The organism is Actinoplanes sp. NPDC020271 (assembly GCF_044388125.1).
GTDB lineage: Bacteria > Actinomycetota > Actinomycetes > Mycobacteriales > Micromonosporaceae > Actinoplanes.
This window is the reverse complement of sequence record NZ_JBIRWQ010000011.1, coordinates 70,119-86,495: the sequence shown is the minus strand read 5'-3', so window position 1 is coordinate 86,495 and position 16,377 is coordinate 70,119. Positions and strand designations below refer to the sequence as shown.

The 16,377-nt window shown below is 68.7% G+C and carries 12 protein-coding genes; 7 read left to right on the top strand and 5 right to left on the bottom strand.

Features of this window, described 5'->3' with window-relative positions; genetic code table 11:
* Positions 1–109: 109 nt before the first annotated feature.
* The 3 genes from ACH442_RS24165 to ACH442_RS24155 form a co-directional block, all read right to left on the bottom strand.
* On the bottom strand, positions 110–1,669 hold the full coding sequence (locus tag ACH442_RS24165) for a protein kinase family protein (protein WP_396340362.1): 1,560 nt from the start codon (positions 1,667–1,669) through the stop codon (positions 110–112).
* 209 nt (positions 1,670–1,878) lie between these two features.
* On the bottom strand, positions 1,879–3,645 hold the full coding sequence (gene murJ, locus ACH442_RS24160) for a murein biosynthesis integral membrane protein MurJ (protein ID WP_396340361.1): 1,767 nt from the start codon (positions 3,643–3,645) through the stop codon (positions 1,879–1,881).
* 49 nt (positions 3,646–3,694) lie between these two features.
* Positions 3,695–4,582, bottom strand: a complete 888-nt coding sequence (locus tag ACH442_RS24155; RefSeq protein ID WP_396340359.1) for a hypothetical protein — start codon at positions 4,580–4,582, stop codon at positions 3,695–3,697.
* 94 nt (positions 4,583–4,676) lie between these two features.
* On the opposite strand from ACH442_RS24155, the gene ACH442_RS24150 reads away from it, so the two are divergent.
* From ACH442_RS24150 to ACH442_RS24130, 5 genes are all read left to right on the top strand, one after another.
* Entirely contained in the window at positions 4,677–6,107 is a 1,431-nt protein-coding gene (locus ACH442_RS24150) for a CCA tRNA nucleotidyltransferase (protein WP_396340358.1), read from the top strand.
* A 189-nt stretch (positions 6,108–6,296) separates the two neighbouring features.
* On the top strand, positions 6,297–7,790 hold the full coding sequence (locus tag ACH442_RS24145; protein ID WP_396340357.1) for a glycosyltransferase family 2 protein: 1,494 nt from the start codon (positions 6,297–6,299) through the stop codon (positions 7,788–7,790).
* Positions 7,787–8,890, top strand: a complete 1,104-nt coding sequence (locus ACH442_RS24140; RefSeq protein ID WP_396340356.1) for a glycoside hydrolase family 113 — start codon at positions 7,787–7,789, stop codon at positions 8,888–8,890. The genes ACH442_RS24145 and ACH442_RS24140 overlap by 4 nt, the downstream gene beginning before the upstream one ends.
* On the top strand, positions 8,860–10,527 hold the full coding sequence (locus ACH442_RS24135; protein ID WP_396340355.1) for a hypothetical protein: 1,668 nt from the start codon (positions 8,860–8,862) through the stop codon (positions 10,525–10,527). Before ACH442_RS24140 ends, ACH442_RS24135 begins: the two co-directional genes overlap by 31 nt.
* Positions 10,528–10,547: 20 nt before the next feature.
* Complete coding sequence (locus tag ACH442_RS24130) at positions 10,548–11,003, top strand: methylated-DNA--[protein]-cysteine S-methyltransferase (RefSeq protein WP_396340354.1); 456 nt, start codon at positions 10,548–10,550, stop codon at positions 11,001–11,003.
* A gap of 94 nt (positions 11,004–11,097) precedes the next feature.
* Here ACH442_RS24130 and ACH442_RS24125 read toward each other — a convergent pair whose 3' ends face one another.
* Together ACH442_RS24125 and ACH442_RS24120 are read right to left on the bottom strand one after the other, a co-directional pair.
* A complete protein-coding gene (locus ACH442_RS24125; RefSeq protein ID WP_396340352.1) occupies positions 11,098–12,177 on the bottom strand; it encodes an inositol-3-phosphate synthase in 1,080 nt (359 codons plus the stop codon).
* Between the two features lie 23 nt (positions 12,178–12,200).
* A complete protein-coding gene (locus tag ACH442_RS24120; RefSeq protein ID WP_396340351.1) occupies positions 12,201–12,863 on the bottom strand; it encodes a PadR family transcriptional regulator in 663 nt (220 codons plus the stop codon).
* Between the two features lie 159 nt (positions 12,864–13,022).
* On the opposite strand from ACH442_RS24120, the gene ACH442_RS24115 reads away from it, so the two are divergent.
* The gene (locus tag ACH442_RS24115; protein ID WP_396340350.1) at positions 13,023–13,457 is read left to right on the top strand and encodes a DUF5318 domain-containing protein; all 435 of its coding nucleotides are present in this window, start codon (positions 13,023–13,025) and stop codon (positions 13,455–13,457) included.
* Between the two features lie 364 nt (positions 13,458–13,821).
* A complete protein-coding gene (locus tag ACH442_RS24110; protein ID WP_396340349.1) occupies positions 13,822–16,320 on the top strand; it encodes a transglycosylase domain-containing protein in 2,499 nt (832 codons plus the stop codon).
* Positions 16,321–16,377: the final 57 nt, after the last annotated feature.

Sequence of the window (16,377 nt, the reverse complement as noted above, 5' to 3'; positions counted from 1 at the left end):
GACGCGGCGCGATAACGATCGTCTGAGTTCAATCTGAGTGTGCCGGACCGGGAACGGCAGAAGGGCCGGCCCATCCGGACCGGCCCTTCTGTGCGCTTCGTGGGTGCGATCAGTACCCGTACAGCTCGATGTCGTTGACGTCGACCTGGTAGCCCGGGGTGTCCTCGTTGCGCGGCAGCTTCGTGAGGAAGACCAGCACGTACTGATACTTCGTGTCCGGGTCGAAGCCGTTCAGGATCTGCTTGTCGCCGGTGTTCGCGTCGGCGCCGTCGGCATCGCTGAGCTTGGTGTAGGTGCTCAGGATCGCCTTGTCACCGTCCGAGCTGTCGCCCGGGTCCTGGTTGCCGACCCGGAGGTCGATCACCGCGCCCGGGGCGGACAACGAGACGCGTACGTCGGAGAGCTGGCGCGGCTGGTCCAGGTGGATCAGCACACCCATGCCGTCCTTCAGCCCACCGAAGTCCGCCGACTTGTACCAGGACAGATCCCACACGGTCTGGGGATCCTTGTCGACCGTGTACGCCGCCTTGCCCTTGTCCTTACGGCCGCCCGAGGGCGGGTCGACGATCCGCACCATGTCGGCGGTCAGCGGGATCTTGACCGGGTTGCCGAGCGGCGCGCCGCTGGCCGCGCCGGCGTCGCTGGGCGCGGCACCGGCATCCGCGTCGGCCTGAGCCGGGGTGGACGCCGACGCGTCCGGCTTGCTGGAGTCGTTGATCGCCCGGATGCCGAAGATCAGGCCGACCACCGCGATGACCACCAAAGCGCCGACACCGAGCAGGATCTTCTTCGCGCTGCGGCCGGGCTCGCTCGGAGCGCCGCCGGCCTGCGTGAAGCGCAGTGGGCCGACATCCTCGAACTCCTCGTCCTCGGCGGCGGCGTCGAGCCGGCTGAGCTCGGCGGTGATCGCCTCGGCGGCCGGTGCGGCCACCCGCCGGTCGAGCAGATCCATGGTCAGGTCGTCGAGATAGGCCGGGATGCCGGCCCGGACCTGTCGGGGCGCCGCCGGGCTGCCGTTGCCGTCACGCGTCGCGTCCGGCAGCGCGGAACGGCCGAGCTCGGCGTGCGGCCAGTGGCCGGTGAGCGCGAAGTAGAGAAGGCCGCCGACCGCGCGGACGTCGGCCTCGACACTGTCCGCGGCGTCGGCGCGTGCGTCGGCCAGGACGACCCGCCCGTCGTCGCCGATCAGCGTGGTGCCGGGGTGCACGTTGCCGTGGATCATGCCGGTGGCGTGCACGGCGGCCAAGGCGTCGGCGACCGAGTGCGCGATCGCGATCGCCCGGGCCGGGTCCAGCGGGCCTTCAGCCGCGACCAGGTCGCGCAGCGACTCGCCGTCGACCCACTCGCGGACCACGTAGGCCCGCTGCTGCTCGTCGATGGCGTCGTAGACACCGACCAGATTGGGGTGGAGCACGCGGCTCGCCGCGACCGCTGCCTGCAGCATCTCGGCGGCGGAGTCGCCACCCGGGTGCCGGAGAACGACCGCGACCGGCCGTCGCAGCACCACGTCGATCCCGCGCCAGACCTGTCGGCCGGCGCTGTCGTCGTTGACGTGCTGCTCGAGCTGATAACGCTCGGCGAGGATCTCACCAGCGGTGGGCTCACCGAAGGTCAAGACCGGTCCGCCCTCGTCGGCCGCGGTCTCGTGGCCTTCGCCGACCTGGGTCACCAGTCCTCCCTCGGTGGTGCATACCTCGGTGCTCGGGGGCAAGGTGCTCCCGAGCACATGCCGACAACGACCATACCCGCACTCGGCCACGCTCCGGCAGGTCGTCCCCCGGCGCGGCATCGGCGCGGCCCCGTACGAACGGGTGGTTTTCCGGTCAGTCCGGTTGAAGCGGTCCTGTTCAGGGCAGGCCCGGCATCCGGACCGCGCGTTTATCGGCCGATCTTGCGACGCACCATGCCGACGACCTGGCTGACCTCCTGGACCCGCAGCAGTGTCGCGGCGACCAGATAGGCGATCAGGATCACGGCGCCGCCGACGATCAGCTGGATCAAGGACTGGATCCGGCCGTCCGGCTCACCGGCACCGGGCAGCAGCTTGATCACCAGGTAGCCGAGTGCCGCGGCGACCACCGCGGCGACCGCGACCCGGATCAACCCGCTGAGCATCGAGCCGAGGTCGAGCCGGCCGAGCCGGCGGCGCAGCACGGCCAGCGAGATCAGTGCCGAGAGCAGGTACGAGATGGCGTTGCCGGCGGTCATCCCGGCGGCCAGCATCGACTGCTTGAGCGTCTCGGCGAAGAGGAAGTACGCACCGATCCGGACTGCCACGACACCCAGGTTGATCAGCGCCACGGTCTTGTTGCCCTGCAGCGCGTAGAACGCGTACGTGCACAGGTAGCTGATCGACAGCGGCAGCACGGCGAACGCGGCGACCGTGAGGACGGAGCCGGTGGCCAGCGCGTTGGCGTTGGAGAAGCGGCCGCCCTGGAAGAGGAAGACCGCGATCGGCGCGCTCAGCACGGCGTAGATGACGACGATCGGGGCGAGCGCAGCCGAGGTGAGCTTGATACCGCGGCTCAGGTCGGCGCTCACCTCGTCGAACCGTCCCTCGGCGGCGGCCGCGCTCATCTTCGGCAGCAGGGCCGTCATCACCGACACACCGACGATGCCGTGGGCCATCATGGTCAGCAGGAAGACGTAGTTGAAGGCCAGAATGCTGGCGCTGTCGGCACTGCCGGTGACCGAGCTCAGGATCCGGACGACCAGGAAGATGGCCAGCTGATTGGCGCCGGCGTAGAGCAGCATCCAGCCGGCCAGCTGACCGATCTCGCGCAGCCCGAGCGAGCGCGGGTTCCACTTCCAGCGCCACTGGAAGCCGACCTTGCGCAACGCCGGGAGCAGGCCGAGAGCCTGGACCACCATGCCCAGCAGCGTGCCGCCACCGATCAGGGCGATCTGGGCAGCGGTGATGTTCTCCGGGGTCAGCTCCGACCGGGTGCCGTAGACCAGGATGAAGACGCCGCAGGTGGCGATCACCACGACGTTGTTGAGGATCGGTGCCCACATCGGCGCGGCGAAGTGCCCGCGGACGTTCAGCACGGCGCCGGCCAGCCCGGACAGGCCGGTGAAGAAGATGATCGGCAGGATCAGGTACGCGAAATGGGTGACCAGGTCCTTGTAGGCCGCGGTGCTGTCACTGCTGGACTGGATGGCGGTGATCGCCGAGGCCAGCGAGACCACCAGCAGGGTGGCGATGCCCAGCGAAACCACCGCGAAGGTGAGCAGCTTCTGGGTGAACTCCTGGCCGCCGTCCGGGTCACTCTTGCGGCGCCGGACCAGCAGTGGCACCAGGACGCTGGAGAGGATGCCGCCGAGCAGCAACTCATAGATCTGGTTCGGGAGGAACTGTGCACTGGTGTATGCGTCACCGACCACGGTGCCGACCGTCACACCGATCAGGGCCGTGCGGACGAAGCCGATGATCCGGCTGACCAGGCTGCCGATTGCCATGATCGCGCTCTGGCCGGCGGTGCTCCCGCCGCTCTCGCCGGACGACGCCGGCAGCTGCTCCGGCGGCAGGGCCTGATCGCCGCTGGCCGTGGCGGACTGCTCGTCGACCGAGACGACCGTGACACCCGGTTGCGGGCGCGGGTCGCCGTCCGCCGCGTGCGTGCTGCGGTACAGGCCGCCGTTCACCCTTGCCTCCCGGACCGTGCCGATGTTGGAGTCACCATAGAAGAAAAGCTCAGACGTGGTGCCGCAGGAGGGTGCCCGGCTCGACCCCGGCGAGCGTCTCGACGACCCAGCATGCCTCCAGCGGAACCAGGGGCTCACTCAGCGCATCCAGGACCGTCGGGTGGTCACAGCCGGCCTCGGTCAGCGCGCGGACCAGATCGGGCAGACGGGTCAGGTCGCCCGAGCCGGCGATCGTGCGGGCCAGCGGGCCGCCCACCGAGTAACAGTCCTGGCCGGGGAGCTGTTCCAGACGGGCGTCGGCACGGCGTACCAAATCGGAAAGGTCTTCGTGGGGGAAGCGTTTGTCCGCGCGGACCTGGTCCATCGCCTGGGCCGGGGAACTGAGCTCGGCGATCGCGGCTTCGCTCAGCACCTGCGGTGACGGCGCCGGAGGAGCCGGCCACCAGCGCTCGTCGGTGAAGAGCGGAAGCGGTGCCTGGTCGGGGCCGGAGGGCGCGGGCGGCGGCACCTCGCGGCGCAGCGACCGGTAGGCCGCCTCGCGCATCGCGGCGACGGCCGGCGCGTCGTCGTCCCCGGTGACCGGCGCGAACGGTGACAGCAGCGCGATCACCAGCCCGGGGTGCGGCAGCGTCGGATCGGCGAGGGCGATCACCCGGGCGCACGCCTCCAGTTCCCACCAGCGCAGCGACGCCGGGTACGGCCCGCGGGCCGGTGCCCAGCCGAGTTGGACCGGCTCGCTGGCGGCCGGGCGGCGCAGGCCCAGCGTCCGCTCGCCCGAGGGCACCTCGATCTCCAGGATCAGGGCATACCCGTCCACCACCGGAAACGAGACCCGGAGCAGGTCGGGGAGGAAGTCGGCGTCGCTGAACTCGCCTGCCCAGAACCCGGGATCCAGGCTCAGCCGACGCAGCGCCTCAGAAAGCGGCACGCGTCCCATCCTGCCCGCATTGCTCCGGAACGACCACGCCGCCGTCCCACCACCCGACCCGCTACCCAGGAGCGGGCCTGCGGCCCGATACCCTGGTAACCCCATGTCTGTGTTGAACAACGCTCAGCAGAACGCGGTCGCCGAGTTGCTCCGCGTGTCCCCCGTCGCCGACGAGCTGGGGCGCCGTTTCGGCGCCGCCGGCCACGAGCTGCACCTGGTCGGTGGCTCGGTGCGGGACGCGCTGCTCGGCCGTCTCGGTGACGACCTCGACTTCTGCACCGACGCGCACCCCGAGCAGACGCTCGCGCTGGTGCACGGCTGGGCGGACGCGATCTGGGAGACCGGGCGCGAGTTCGGCACGATCGGCATCCAGAAGAACGGCTTGCGGATCGAGATCACCACGTTCCGCGCCGAGGCGTATGACGGGGTCACCCGCAATCCGGTGGTGTCCTACGGCACGTCGCTGCTCGACGACCTGTCCCGCCGCGACTTCACGATCAACGCGATGGCGGTGTCGCTGCCGGGGCACGAGTTCACCGACCCGTTCGGCGGGCTGGCCGACCTGGCCGCGAAGGTGATCCGGACGCCGGCCACCCCGCAGGCGTCGTTCGGCGACGATCCACTTCGGATGCTGCGTGCGGCCCGGTTCGCGGCAAAGCTCCGGTTCGCTGTGGACGAGCCGGTCGTCGCGGCCATGCGGGACATGGCCGCCGATCTCGACCGGATCACCGCGGAACGGATCCGGGACGAGTTCACCAAGCTGCTCTGCGGCGCCGACCCGATCACCGGGCTGCGGCTGCTGGTCGACACCGGGCTGGCCGACCGCTTCCTGCCGGAGATCGCCGGGCTGAAGCTGGAGATCGACGAGCACGCCCAGCACAAGGACGTCTACGAGCACACGCTGATCGTGGTGATGAACGCGATGCGGCTCGAGGGCGAGGAGGGCCCCGACTTCGTGCTGCGGATGGCCGCGCTGATGCACGACGTCGGCAAGCCGGCCACCAAGGCGGTCGGGCGTGACGGGCGGGTCAGCTTCCACCACCACGAGGTGGTCGGTGCGCGGCTGACCAAGCAGCGGATGAAGGCCATGAAGTTCCCGAAGGACGTGATCGCCGACGTCGTCGGGCTGGTCGCGCTGCACCTGCGCTTCTACGGGTACGGGCGCGGTGAGTGGACCGACTCCGCGGTCCGGCGGTACGTCACCGACGCCGGCCCGCTGCTGTCCCGCCTGCACAAGCTGACCCGGTCCGACGTCACCACCCGCAACCGGCGCAAGGCGTCCGCCCTGGCCGCCGACTACGACGCCCTCGAGGACCGGATCGCCCGGATCGCGGCCGAGGAGGACCTGGCCAAGGTCCGCCCCGACCTGGACGGCAACGCGATCATGGAGCTGCTCGGCGTGCCGCCGGGCCCGATCGTCGGTGCCGCCTGGCGTCACCTGAAGGAGCTGCGCCTCGACCGCGGGCCGCTGGACCGCGACGACGCCGAGGTGGAGCTCTTCCGGTGGGCCCGCGAGCAGGGCCACATCTCGTAGAGCGAAATGGGTGTCACGGAATGTGATCCCTGTTTCCTTCCTAAACGGGCAGCCGTCGAGGAATCGACCACATTACTCGGTGGAACAGTCTGAATTCGATCAGGCTGAACGGCCGATCCTGGGCCTTCAAGAGGCTCCTAACCTGCAGTTCTGCGTGAAGCGGACTAGGCGGGGTGGGGGTCGATCGGCGTGGCGGAACAGGTTGCCGGGACGGCCGCGAAACTGCTCGGCACCGGTCAGCGGATCACCGGCGGAACGGCGCTGCTTGCGACCGGTTATGGATTGGTGGTCACTCCACAGCTGACCGTCACCGTGATCGCCGGTGCGAGCGTCGCCTTCTACCTCGTCTTCGCGCTGTTCAAGCTGGTGGTGACGGCGGCCGGGCGCGGCCATCGGATGATCCTGACCACGCCGATGCGGTCGTCGCGGGTGCTTGCGCACTACGGGGTGCTGCTGCCGGTGCACCACGAGGCGAACATGCTGCGCCGGCTGGTGACGCGGGTCAGCGGGCTGGACTACCCCCGGGAGAAGCTGCACGTCTACCTGTTGATCGAGCAGGACGACGCGGAGACGCTCGCGGCCGCGGCGGCGATGGGGCTGCGGGTGCACGGCGACGGTACGACCGCGTCGGGCCCGCTGAGCCACGTCGTGGTCGTGGTGATCCCACCGGGAGGCCCGAAGACCAAACCGAACGCGATGAACGTGGCCTTCCCGATGGTCGTCGCCGACGGCTGCCGCTACGTCACGATCTACGACGCCGAGGACCGTCCCGACCCGGATCAGCTGCTGCTGGCCGTGGCCACGTTCCGGCTCGCCCGGCGCGACGTCGTGTGCCTGCAGGCCGAGCTGGTGTTCTGGAACGACGACACCAACTGGGTGTCCGCCCTCTACTGGGTCGGGTACAAGGTCCACTTCCGGCACTTCCTGCCCGGCCTCGTGCGGCTGGGGCTCCCGGTCCCGCTCGGCGGCACGTCGAACCACTTCAAGGTCAGCGTGCTGCGGGAGGTGGCCCTCCCCGGCGGGCTGGTCTGGGATCCGCACAACCTCACCGAGGACGCCGATCTCGGCGCGCGCCTGGCCGCCGCCGGTTATCGCGTGGACCTGCTCGCCTCGGTGACCTTGGAGGAGGCGCCGGTCTCCGGCCGTGTGGTGGACAAGCAGCAGCGTCGCTGGAAGGGCGGCTACCTGCAGACCGCGCTGGTGCACAGCCGCCGGCCGGTTCGCACGGCCGGGCGGATGGGCGTACATCGGTGGCTTGCCTTTCTTCTGATGACCTACGGCACGCCACTGACGTTCCTGCTGAACCCGCTCTTCCTCGGGTTGACCGTCGCCTGGTTCGCGACCGGGTCGCCGGTGATCGTGGATCTGTTCCCGGCGCCGATCTACTACACGGCCACGGCGCTGCTGGTGATCGGCAACTTCGGGATCATGCTGGAGCTGGTCCGGACGACGCTGGTCGAGGCGCCGCGGACGCGCGGGCAACTCCGGCTCCTGAAGTACATGTTCCTGGCCCAGGTGATGTGGCTGTGGATGAGCGTTTCCACCTACATCGCGGTGTTCGAGCTGGTCACCGGCCGGCGTGGCTGGCACAAGACGCCGCACGGGCACGCCGAGGACGACGAGCCGGACGTGCCGATCCCGCAGCCGCGCCGGCCCGCAGCGACCGTTGCAGGTGTGCCGTGATCAGGCGGATCGTCGCGCTGGCGCTGGTCGTCACCCAGCTGGCCGCGTGCGGGTCGCTCGCGCCGCACGTTCCGGCCGGGGGGCCGCGGAGTCCGGCCGGTACGCCGTCATCCCCGGAGGCCACGCCGACGACCTCGGCGCCCGCGCAGACCACCCCGGCGGAACTGGGCGTGCAGATCTACTGGCACGAGGTCAACACGCCGGAGCAGGTGCGGGCCAACGCCGATCGGCTGCTGGACTACATCGTCGGGCTGGGCGCGAACAGCGTCGGCATCACGTTCCCGATCTACACCGACGGCCCGAGGCCGACCCGGGTCTATACGACGGCCGGTGTGACCCCGACGCCGGGATCGCTGCGCACGGTGATCGGCATGGCGCGGGCACGAGGGCTGCGCGTCCTGGTCCGGCCGTTGATCGCCGAGGGGAACCTCAAGAGCGGCAAGGTCTGGCGCGGATCCATCAAACCCTCCGACGTCGATGGCTGGTTCACGTCGTACGGGAAAATCTTGTTGCCTTATCTGACCGCGGCCCAGGAGGCGCGAGCGGACGGTTTCGTCGTCGGATCCGAATTGGACTCACTGGTCAAGTACCAGGACTGGTGGCGGACGACCGTCGCCGCGGCGGGCCGGGCCTTCACCGGCCGCCTGACCTATGCCGACAATTGGGGCGTCTGGGCGACCGGTCGTCCCGGCGTGCCCGGCACCGAGACCGGCCTCGACGCTTATCCCCAGCTCCGCCTCGGCGACGCGGCGACCGTCGCGCAGATCGCCGCGGCCTGGCGGCAGTGGTTGCTGAAACGCCCGGACGGCTTGGCGAAGACGACCATCCAGGAGATCGGGATCGCCGCCACCCCGGGCGCCTACCGGCTGCCGGCCAGCTGGCCGAGCGAGGGGCAGACCCTGACGCCGCAGATCCAGATCCGCTGGTTCGCCGGGGCGTGCGCGGCCGCGAAGTCGCTGAACATGGCCGGCATCTACTTCTGGACGCTCGACGCGTGGGCCGATCCGGCGAACGCCGGCGGCTACAACGCCGGCTCGTTCATCGGCCGCGGTGACCAGGCGATCAAGGAATGCTTCGCGTCCGGCTGGCCGGACCGATGACCACGATCCCGTCGAACCGGACCCGGGCCGATGCGGTCGGCAGCTTGACGCAGGAGATCCGGCTGCGGCACGTGATGCGCCTGCGCCGCCAGGACGAGCTGCGGCAACGGCATCGGGCCGACCGCGGGGCGATCATCGTCGCGGTCGCGGCGAGTGTGCTGAGCGTCGTCGCGTGCGTGTACTTCTACCGGACCGGCCACCTCCTCGGTTACCACGACACCTACTCCCACCTGGAGATCAGCCGCCGGATCCTGGTCGGCCGGACGACCGGCATCGCGCAGCTCGGTGCGATCTGGCTGCCGCTGCCGCACATCCTGCAGTCGCTTCTCGCGTGGAACACGACGCTTTACACCACCGGGCTGGCCGGTTCCATCGTCTCGATGATCGCGTTCGTCGCGTGCGCGGTGCTGATCTACCGGATCATCCGCGTCTACAGCCCGGACCGTGTCTCACCCGGGTATGCCGGCGCGGCCGTGTTCATGCTCGGCGCGAACATGCTGCACCACCAGTCGACGCCGATGGACGAGCTGCCGTTCTACGCGTTCGCGCTGGCCGCGGTCTACGGCATGATCCGCTGGGCGGACACCGAGCGGCCGACGTTCCTGCTGCAGGCCGCACTGGCCAGCATGGCCGCCATGCTCTGCCGCTACGAGGGCTGGTTCCTGGCCGGCATGCTCACCCTCACCGTCCCGGTGATCGCCCGGCGGATCGGCTGCTCCTGGCCCGACACCCGCGGCCTGACCGGCATGTTCGCCGCGTTCGGCCTGTTCACGTCGTCGACCGGCTGGATGCTCTACAACCAGCTGATTGCCGGCTCGCCACTGAACTTCCTCACCGGGCCGAATTCCAGCGCCGACCAGATGGCCCGGCGGACCACCGACGTCGAGACCGGACACCTCGGAAAAACCTTATTGGCGTACGGCAACGCGCTGCTCGCCGAGCACGGCCTCGCCATGATCGTCGTGGCCGGGCTCGGCCTGCTCGTCCTCGGAATCGGTGAGCGGTTCTCGGCCCGGTCGCTGCCGGTGCTCGTCCTCGGCTCGATCATGCCGTTCTTCGTCGCCACCATCTACCGTGGACAGGCGCCGATGGGCATGCCACCGGTCAACGAGTACCTGCTCAACGCCCGGTTCGCCCTGATCGGCGCGCTGCCGGCGGCGATCCTGACCGGCTACCTCGTGTCCCGCCTCCCGAAACGGCTGATCCCGATGGCCGCGGTGATCGTCGTCACCGGCACGGCCGGGCTCTCGATCACCGCGTTCCGGCAGGACGGCCTGGTCAGCGTCCGCGAGGTGACCGAGGACCTGTCGGCCCAGCAGGACCAGGCGCGGGTCGCCGACTTCCTGCGGGGGCACACCACCGGCCCGATCATGCTGGACCTGGTCGGCAACGAGCGGGCCGCGTTCCCCGTCCTGGATCGGGTCATCTACGACGGTACGAAGATCGGCCGCGAGAACGTCTGGAAACAGGCCCTGGCGTCGCCGCGCTCGGTCGGCGCCCACGTGGTGCTGATGCGCGGCTCCGGCCCACGAGGTGCGGACGCGGTCTTCACCGCGCTGCACGGGACGGCGGCCATGGCCGGATCCGAGGTGGTCTACGAGGCCGACGGCTATACCGTCTGTCAGTTCCTGTCATAGGTCCGGGGCACACTTGGGGCATGTTCGTCGTCGAGTCACCGATCGGGCCGCTCGGCGTCGTCGTCGAGGGCGACGTCGTGGTCGGGGTGCGCTTCGGCGCGTGCGCCGGCGAGGATGCGCTACATCCAGCATCCGAGCAGCTCAGGCGCTATTTTGCGGGGGAGCTCACCGACTTCACGGTGCCGGTGGAGATGCGCGGCGGCTCCGAGTTCGAGCGCGCGGTGTGGGGCGAGATCGCCAAGATTCCGTACGGGGAGATGCTCACCTACGGCGCGATCGCGACCGCCCTGGGGGATCCGGGCGCCGCCCGGGCCGTGGGCACGGCCTGCAACCACAATCCGGTGCCGGTGATCGTCCCGTGTCATCGGGTGGTGGGCGCCGGGGGCAAGATGGTCGGCTTCGGTGGTGGGCTGGAGCGCAAACGCAAACTGCTGGAGCTGGAGGCGCGCGTCGCGTTGACTCGCGCATGGGGGTGAACCGGGGGCGGGCTCACGGCGTACCCAATAAGGGTTGTGAGGGTGTGAAAAAGGCCGGCTCTGAGGGGAGCCGGCCTTTCCTTCACGCAGTGGGTCAGCGCTCGACGTCACCCTTGATGAAGTTCTCCACGGCCTGGTGGGCGTCGTGGTCGCTGTACTGCACCGGCGGCGACTTCATGAAGTACGACGAGGCGGACAGGATCGGGCCACCGATGCCGCGGTCCTTCGCGATCTTCGCGGCGCGGACGGCGTCGATGATCACGCCGGCCGAGTTCGGCGAGTCCCACACCTCGAGCTTGAGCTCGGCGTTCAGCGGGGTGTCACCGAAGGACCGGCCCTCGAGGCGGATGTAGGCCCACTTACGGTCGTCGAGCCACGGCACGTGGTCCGACGGGCCGATGTGCACGTCGCTCTTGATCATCTCGTGCGGGATCTGGGACGTGACCGACTGGGTCTTCGAGATCTTCTTCGAGACCAGACGGTTGCGCTCCAGCATGTTCATGAAGTCCATGTTGCCGCCGAAGTTCAGCTGGTACGTGCGCAGCAGCTCGACACCGCGGTCCTCGAACAGCTTGGCCAGCGCGCGGTGCACGATGGTGGCACCGACCTGGCTCTTGATGTCGTCACCGACGATCGGCACGCCGGCGTCGGTGAACTTCTGCGCCCACTCCGGGTCCGAGGCGATGAAGACGGGCAGCGCGTTGACGAACGCGACATTCGCGTCGATCGCGGCCTGCGCGTAGAACTTGTCGGCCTGCTCGGAGCCGACCGGGAGGTAGGAGACCAGAACGTCGACCTGCGCGTCCTTGAGGGCCTGGACGACGTCGACCGGCTCGGCCGTCGACTCCTCGATGATCTCGCGGTAGTACGTGCCCAGACCGTCGAAGGTCGGGCCGCGCTGCACGGTGACGCCGGTCGGCGGCACGTCGGTCAGCTTGATGGTGTTGTTCTCGCTGGCGACGATCGCCTCCGAGAGGTCCATGCCGACCTTCTTGGCGTCCACATCGAACGCCGCGACGAACTTCACGTCGGATACGTGATAGTCGCCGAAGGTCACGTGCATGAGACCCGGGACGCGGTCGTTGGGGTCGGCGTTCTTGTAGTACTCCACGCCCTGCACGAGGGACGAGGCGCAGTTACCCACACCGACGATGGCGACGCGGACGGAACCCATCGCGTTTGCCTCCTTGTTGTTCATCACGGCCGGTCCGAGTGCGGACGCGGTGATTCTGGGGGTGCCGTCCCCGACGGTGGCGCGCCACCTGCGGGAGCGGGATTCGTGGGGCCGGCCAGCCCGGCACGGTTGCGGAAGGCCGGGGTGCGGCCGGACCGCTCGTTGGTGATCAGCTCCTCGAGCCAGCGGACCTCGCGCTCGCACGCGTCCAGTCCATGTCGCTGCAGCTCGAGCGTGTACGCGTCGAGGCGGTCGGCGGCCCGGGCAAGAATCTCCCGCAGCCCCTCCCGGCGCTCCTCGACCCGCCGGCGGCGGCCCTCCAGGATCCGCAACCGGGTGGCCGTGTCGGTGCGGGAGAAGAAGGCCATGTGCACGCCGAAGCCGGCGTCGTCATACGTTTCCGGCCCAGTAGCCGCGATCAACTCGGCGAAGCGCTCCTTGCCCTCCGCCGTGATCTTGTAGACAACGCGTCCTCGTTTGCTGGTCATCGGGGGAACAATTTCGTGGTTGTTCGCCTCGGCTTCGCTGATCCAGCCGGCGAGCTTCAACCGCTTCAGAGTCGGGTACAGCGTCCCGTAGCTGATCGCGGCACGGAGCGTGCCGAGTTTCAACGCCAGCTCCTTGCGGAGCTCGTATCCGTGCATCGGGGCTTCCTGCAGAAGCCCGAGGATCGCCAACTCCAGCACCTCGACCCTCCCTCAGTGTGTGCCCCGATGTATCGGCCCGATACATCGTCACCGTAGATCGGGTTGCGGCCGCACGCAACTCGGCATCCTGCGCGTTCGCCGCGCCACGCTGTGTGATGGCGGTCGCCGTGGGAGCGACGACCGCGTACTCTCTTCGCCATGCGTACGCAGCGACAGGTGGTGGACTACTCGCTTCAAAGGCGGGCAGTCCTCCGTGACGTGCGCAATGGCCGCATCAGTGCACTTGAGGTATGTGATGCGTCGCCGTATTTGAAGAACGCGGCGACCTTTCACGGCGAGCCGACCGACGAGCGATGCCCGATCTGCCGTCGCGACAACCTGACTCTCGTGCACTACGTCTATGGCGACGAGCTCAAGCAGTCGGCCGGCCAGGCCCACAAGGTGGCCGAATTGCCGGTGCTCGCGATGACGCTCCGTGAGTGCCAGGTGTTCGTGGTCGAGGTGTGCCGCTCCTGCTCCTGGAACCACCTGATCGAGCGCTACGTGCTCGGCCGGGAGGCGCTCGGTGAGGACGAGCCCGAAATGCAGTGGAAGACCGGTTCGGATTCACACGTCCGGGAGGGCCGACGGTGAACCGGATCGATGTCGTTAACGTGGACACGTTTAGGACCGGGTCGGGCACCCAGCACCGGAGTCGGTCATTTCAGACATCCGAAGAGTACGCCCGCTCGTGGCACGGTCGCCGGGATCCGATCCCGGACAGCCCGGCCGCGCCCCCGCGAACGGTAGGTGTGAAGGAATGAATCCGTACGGCGAACCGCAGAACGCACGAGCCCGGGCCCAAGTGCCCGGGTCGTTCGCTGCTTCCGGCCCGGACGATGACGACCGTCCCGCCCCTGACGCCTACCGGCGGCCAGCGGGCTCGGCGTCGGTCGGCTCCGCCGGCCCCGGCCGGGCCTCGGTCGGAGGCGCCGCCCCAGTCGGTGGTCGTGCGTCGGTGGGCGCCGCGCCGGTCGGCGGCCGCGCCTCGGTCGGCTCGGCCAGCCCCGGCCGGGCCTCGGTGGGTGCCGCCTCGGTCGGTGCCGCCTCGGTCGGTGCGCGGGCCTCGGTCGGCGCTGCGGGAGTCGGCGGCCGCGCCTCGGTGCCGCCGCCCGGCTCCGGCGGTGGTGGCGGGGGCGTCAGCGGCGGTGGCGGGGGCAAGCGCCCGCGCAGCAAAGCCGACAAGAAGTATCGTCGTGCGAACATCCTCACCGCGGCGGCCGCCGTGCTGGTCATCCTGATCGGCGCCGGCATCGTCGGCGGTACCTACTTCTTCGACGACGTCGAGCTCCCCACGCCCCAGGCGGAAGAGCAGATGAACGTCATCAAGAACGCTCAGGGCCAGATCCTCGCGAAAGAGGGCGAGCCCCGCATCAACGTGCCGTACCAGAACATCAGCAAGGTGATGTCGGACGCGGTCGCGGCCGCCGAGGACAAGAACTTCTACCACCACAACGGCATCGACATGAAGGGCATCGCCCGCGCCGCGTGGAACAACTTCACCGGCGGCGACAAGCAGGGCGCGTCCACGATCACCCAGCAGTACGCGCGGCACGTCGCCGAGCTGAAGGACATCAGCTACAGCCGTAAGCTGCGCGAGGCGGTGATCGCCCGCAAGCTGGAGTCGAAGTACTCCAAGGACCAGATCATGGGTCTGTACCTGAACTACATCGACCTCGGTGAGGGTCGGTACGGCGCGGAGGCCGCGGCTCAGGGCTACTTCGGCAAGACCATCATCAAGGACCAGAAGGACCCGAAGACCCAGATCACGCCGTACGAGGCCGCGGTGATCGCCTCGATCATCAAGCAGCCGTACCCGACGGCGTCGCACCAGGGCTACGACCCGCTGATCAACCCGGCCGCTTCCAAAGAGCGCTGGGAATACACCATGAAGAACATGCTCGACATGGGCGCGATCACCCAGGCGCAGTACGACGCCCGGAAGTACCCGGAAGCCAAGAAGAAGAGCGCCGCCTGCAACACCTGCGCGGACAACAAGCCGGTCGGCATGATCATGCGGCACGTCACCAACGAGCTGCACCAGCTGAACATCACCGACGACCAGATCAAGAAGGGTGGCCTGACGATCGTCACGACGATCGACAAGGACATCCAGGCGGCGGCGGAAGCGGCCGGCTCGGCGAGCAGCAAGACCTCGCCGCTGAACGGTCGGTCGAAGGACTTCCAGTCCGCGGTGATCGGCATCGATCCCAACACCGGTGAGGTGCTCGGCTATTACGGCGGTGACGATCCCAACGGCATCGACTACGCCGGTTACATGTCCGGTGACGGCAGCGGCGTGATGGAGTCCGGTGGTCAGTCCCCCGCGTCGTCGTTCAAGATCTACACCCTCTCCGCGGCGCTGAAGGCCAACTACTCCTTCAAGACGCTGTGGGACGGCGAGAAGGAACGCGTCGGCGGCGGCAAGATCAGTAACGCCGGTCAGGACAACGACAAGACCTGTAACGACGGCGGTCACAACATCAGAAGCTGTGACCTCGAGCAGGCCACGGTCAAGTCGTACAACTTCCCGTTCTACTGGATCGCCGACCAGCTCGGCGCGAGCAAGGTCGTCGCGGCGGCCAAGGCCGCCGGCATCAACTACATCTGGAACAACGACGGCAAGCGGATCGACCTGAACAAGACCGACGCCTCCGCGTGGGGTTCCAAGAACTTCAGCGACGAGATCGGCTTCGGCCAGTTCCGCGTCCTCCCGCTGGACCACGCCACCGGCGTCGCGACGATCGTCGCGCAGGGCGTCCGCCACCAGACGCACTTCATCAAGTCGATCACCTCGGTCGACCCGGCCACCGGCAAGCTGACCAGCCTGAAGACGATTTCGAAGAGCGGCACCAAGGTCTTCGACTCGGCGCAGATGTCCGACCTGACCGCGGTGCTGGAGAAGATCCCGGACCACGCCAAGCACCCCCTGGCCAACGGCCGGGACGCGATCGGCAAGTCCGGCTCCTGGGAACTCAGCAACAAAGAGAGCAACAAGAACGGTGATGCCTGGTTCGTCGGCGGCATCCCGCAGCTGGCGGCCACGGTCTGGGTCGGCGGCAAGGGCAACCGCGTCGCACTGACCGAGGCGAACGGCAAGAAGATGTTCGGGTCCAACACCCCGGCGGAGATCTGGAAAGACTTCCTCGACGCCGTGGCCAAGAAGAAGGACTGGGACAAGGCGAAGTTCCCGGACCGGATCCCGGGTGGCGACGACTCGCTCGGCAACGGGCAGGCTCTGCCGGTCCAGCAGCCGGTCCAGCAGGACAACAGCGCCGTCTGCAACGGTCCCACGGCGATCGCGGCACTCTGCCCGGGACTGAACCCCGGCAACACCGGGAACACCGGCGACAACTCCGGTAACAACAACGGCGGCGGTAACAACAACGGCAACAACGACGGCGGCGGTAACAACAACGGGAACAACGACGGCGGCGGTAACAACAACGGCGGTTGACGTTCGACCCGAACTCGACGGCGCCCACCTCGACGAGGTGGGCGCCGTCTTTTTCCA

Excerpts from the sequence above, each read along its gene's own strand:
- ACH442_RS24155 (WP_396340359.1), bottom strand. The coding sequence starts at position 4,582 with ATGGGACGCGTGCCGCTTTCTGAGGCGCTGCGTCGGCTGAGCCTGGAT.
- ACH442_RS24150 (WP_396340358.1), top strand. The coding sequence starts at position 4,677 with ATGTCTGTGTTGAACAACGCTCAGCAGAACGCGGTCGCCGAGTTGCTC.
- ACH442_RS24135 (WP_396340355.1), top strand. The coding sequence starts at position 8,860 with ATGCTTCGCGTCCGGCTGGCCGGACCGATGACCACGATCCCGTCGAAC.
- ACH442_RS24130 (WP_396340354.1), top strand. The coding sequence starts at position 10,548 with ATGTTCGTCGTCGAGTCACCGATCGGGCCGCTCGGCGTCGTCGTCGAG.
- ACH442_RS24125 (WP_396340352.1), bottom strand. The coding sequence starts at position 12,177 with ATGGGTTCCGTCCGCGTCGCCATCGTCGGTGTGGGTAACTGCGCCTCG.
- ACH442_RS24115 (WP_396340350.1), top strand. The coding sequence starts at position 13,023 with ATGCGTACGCAGCGACAGGTGGTGGACTACTCGCTTCAAAGGCGGGCA.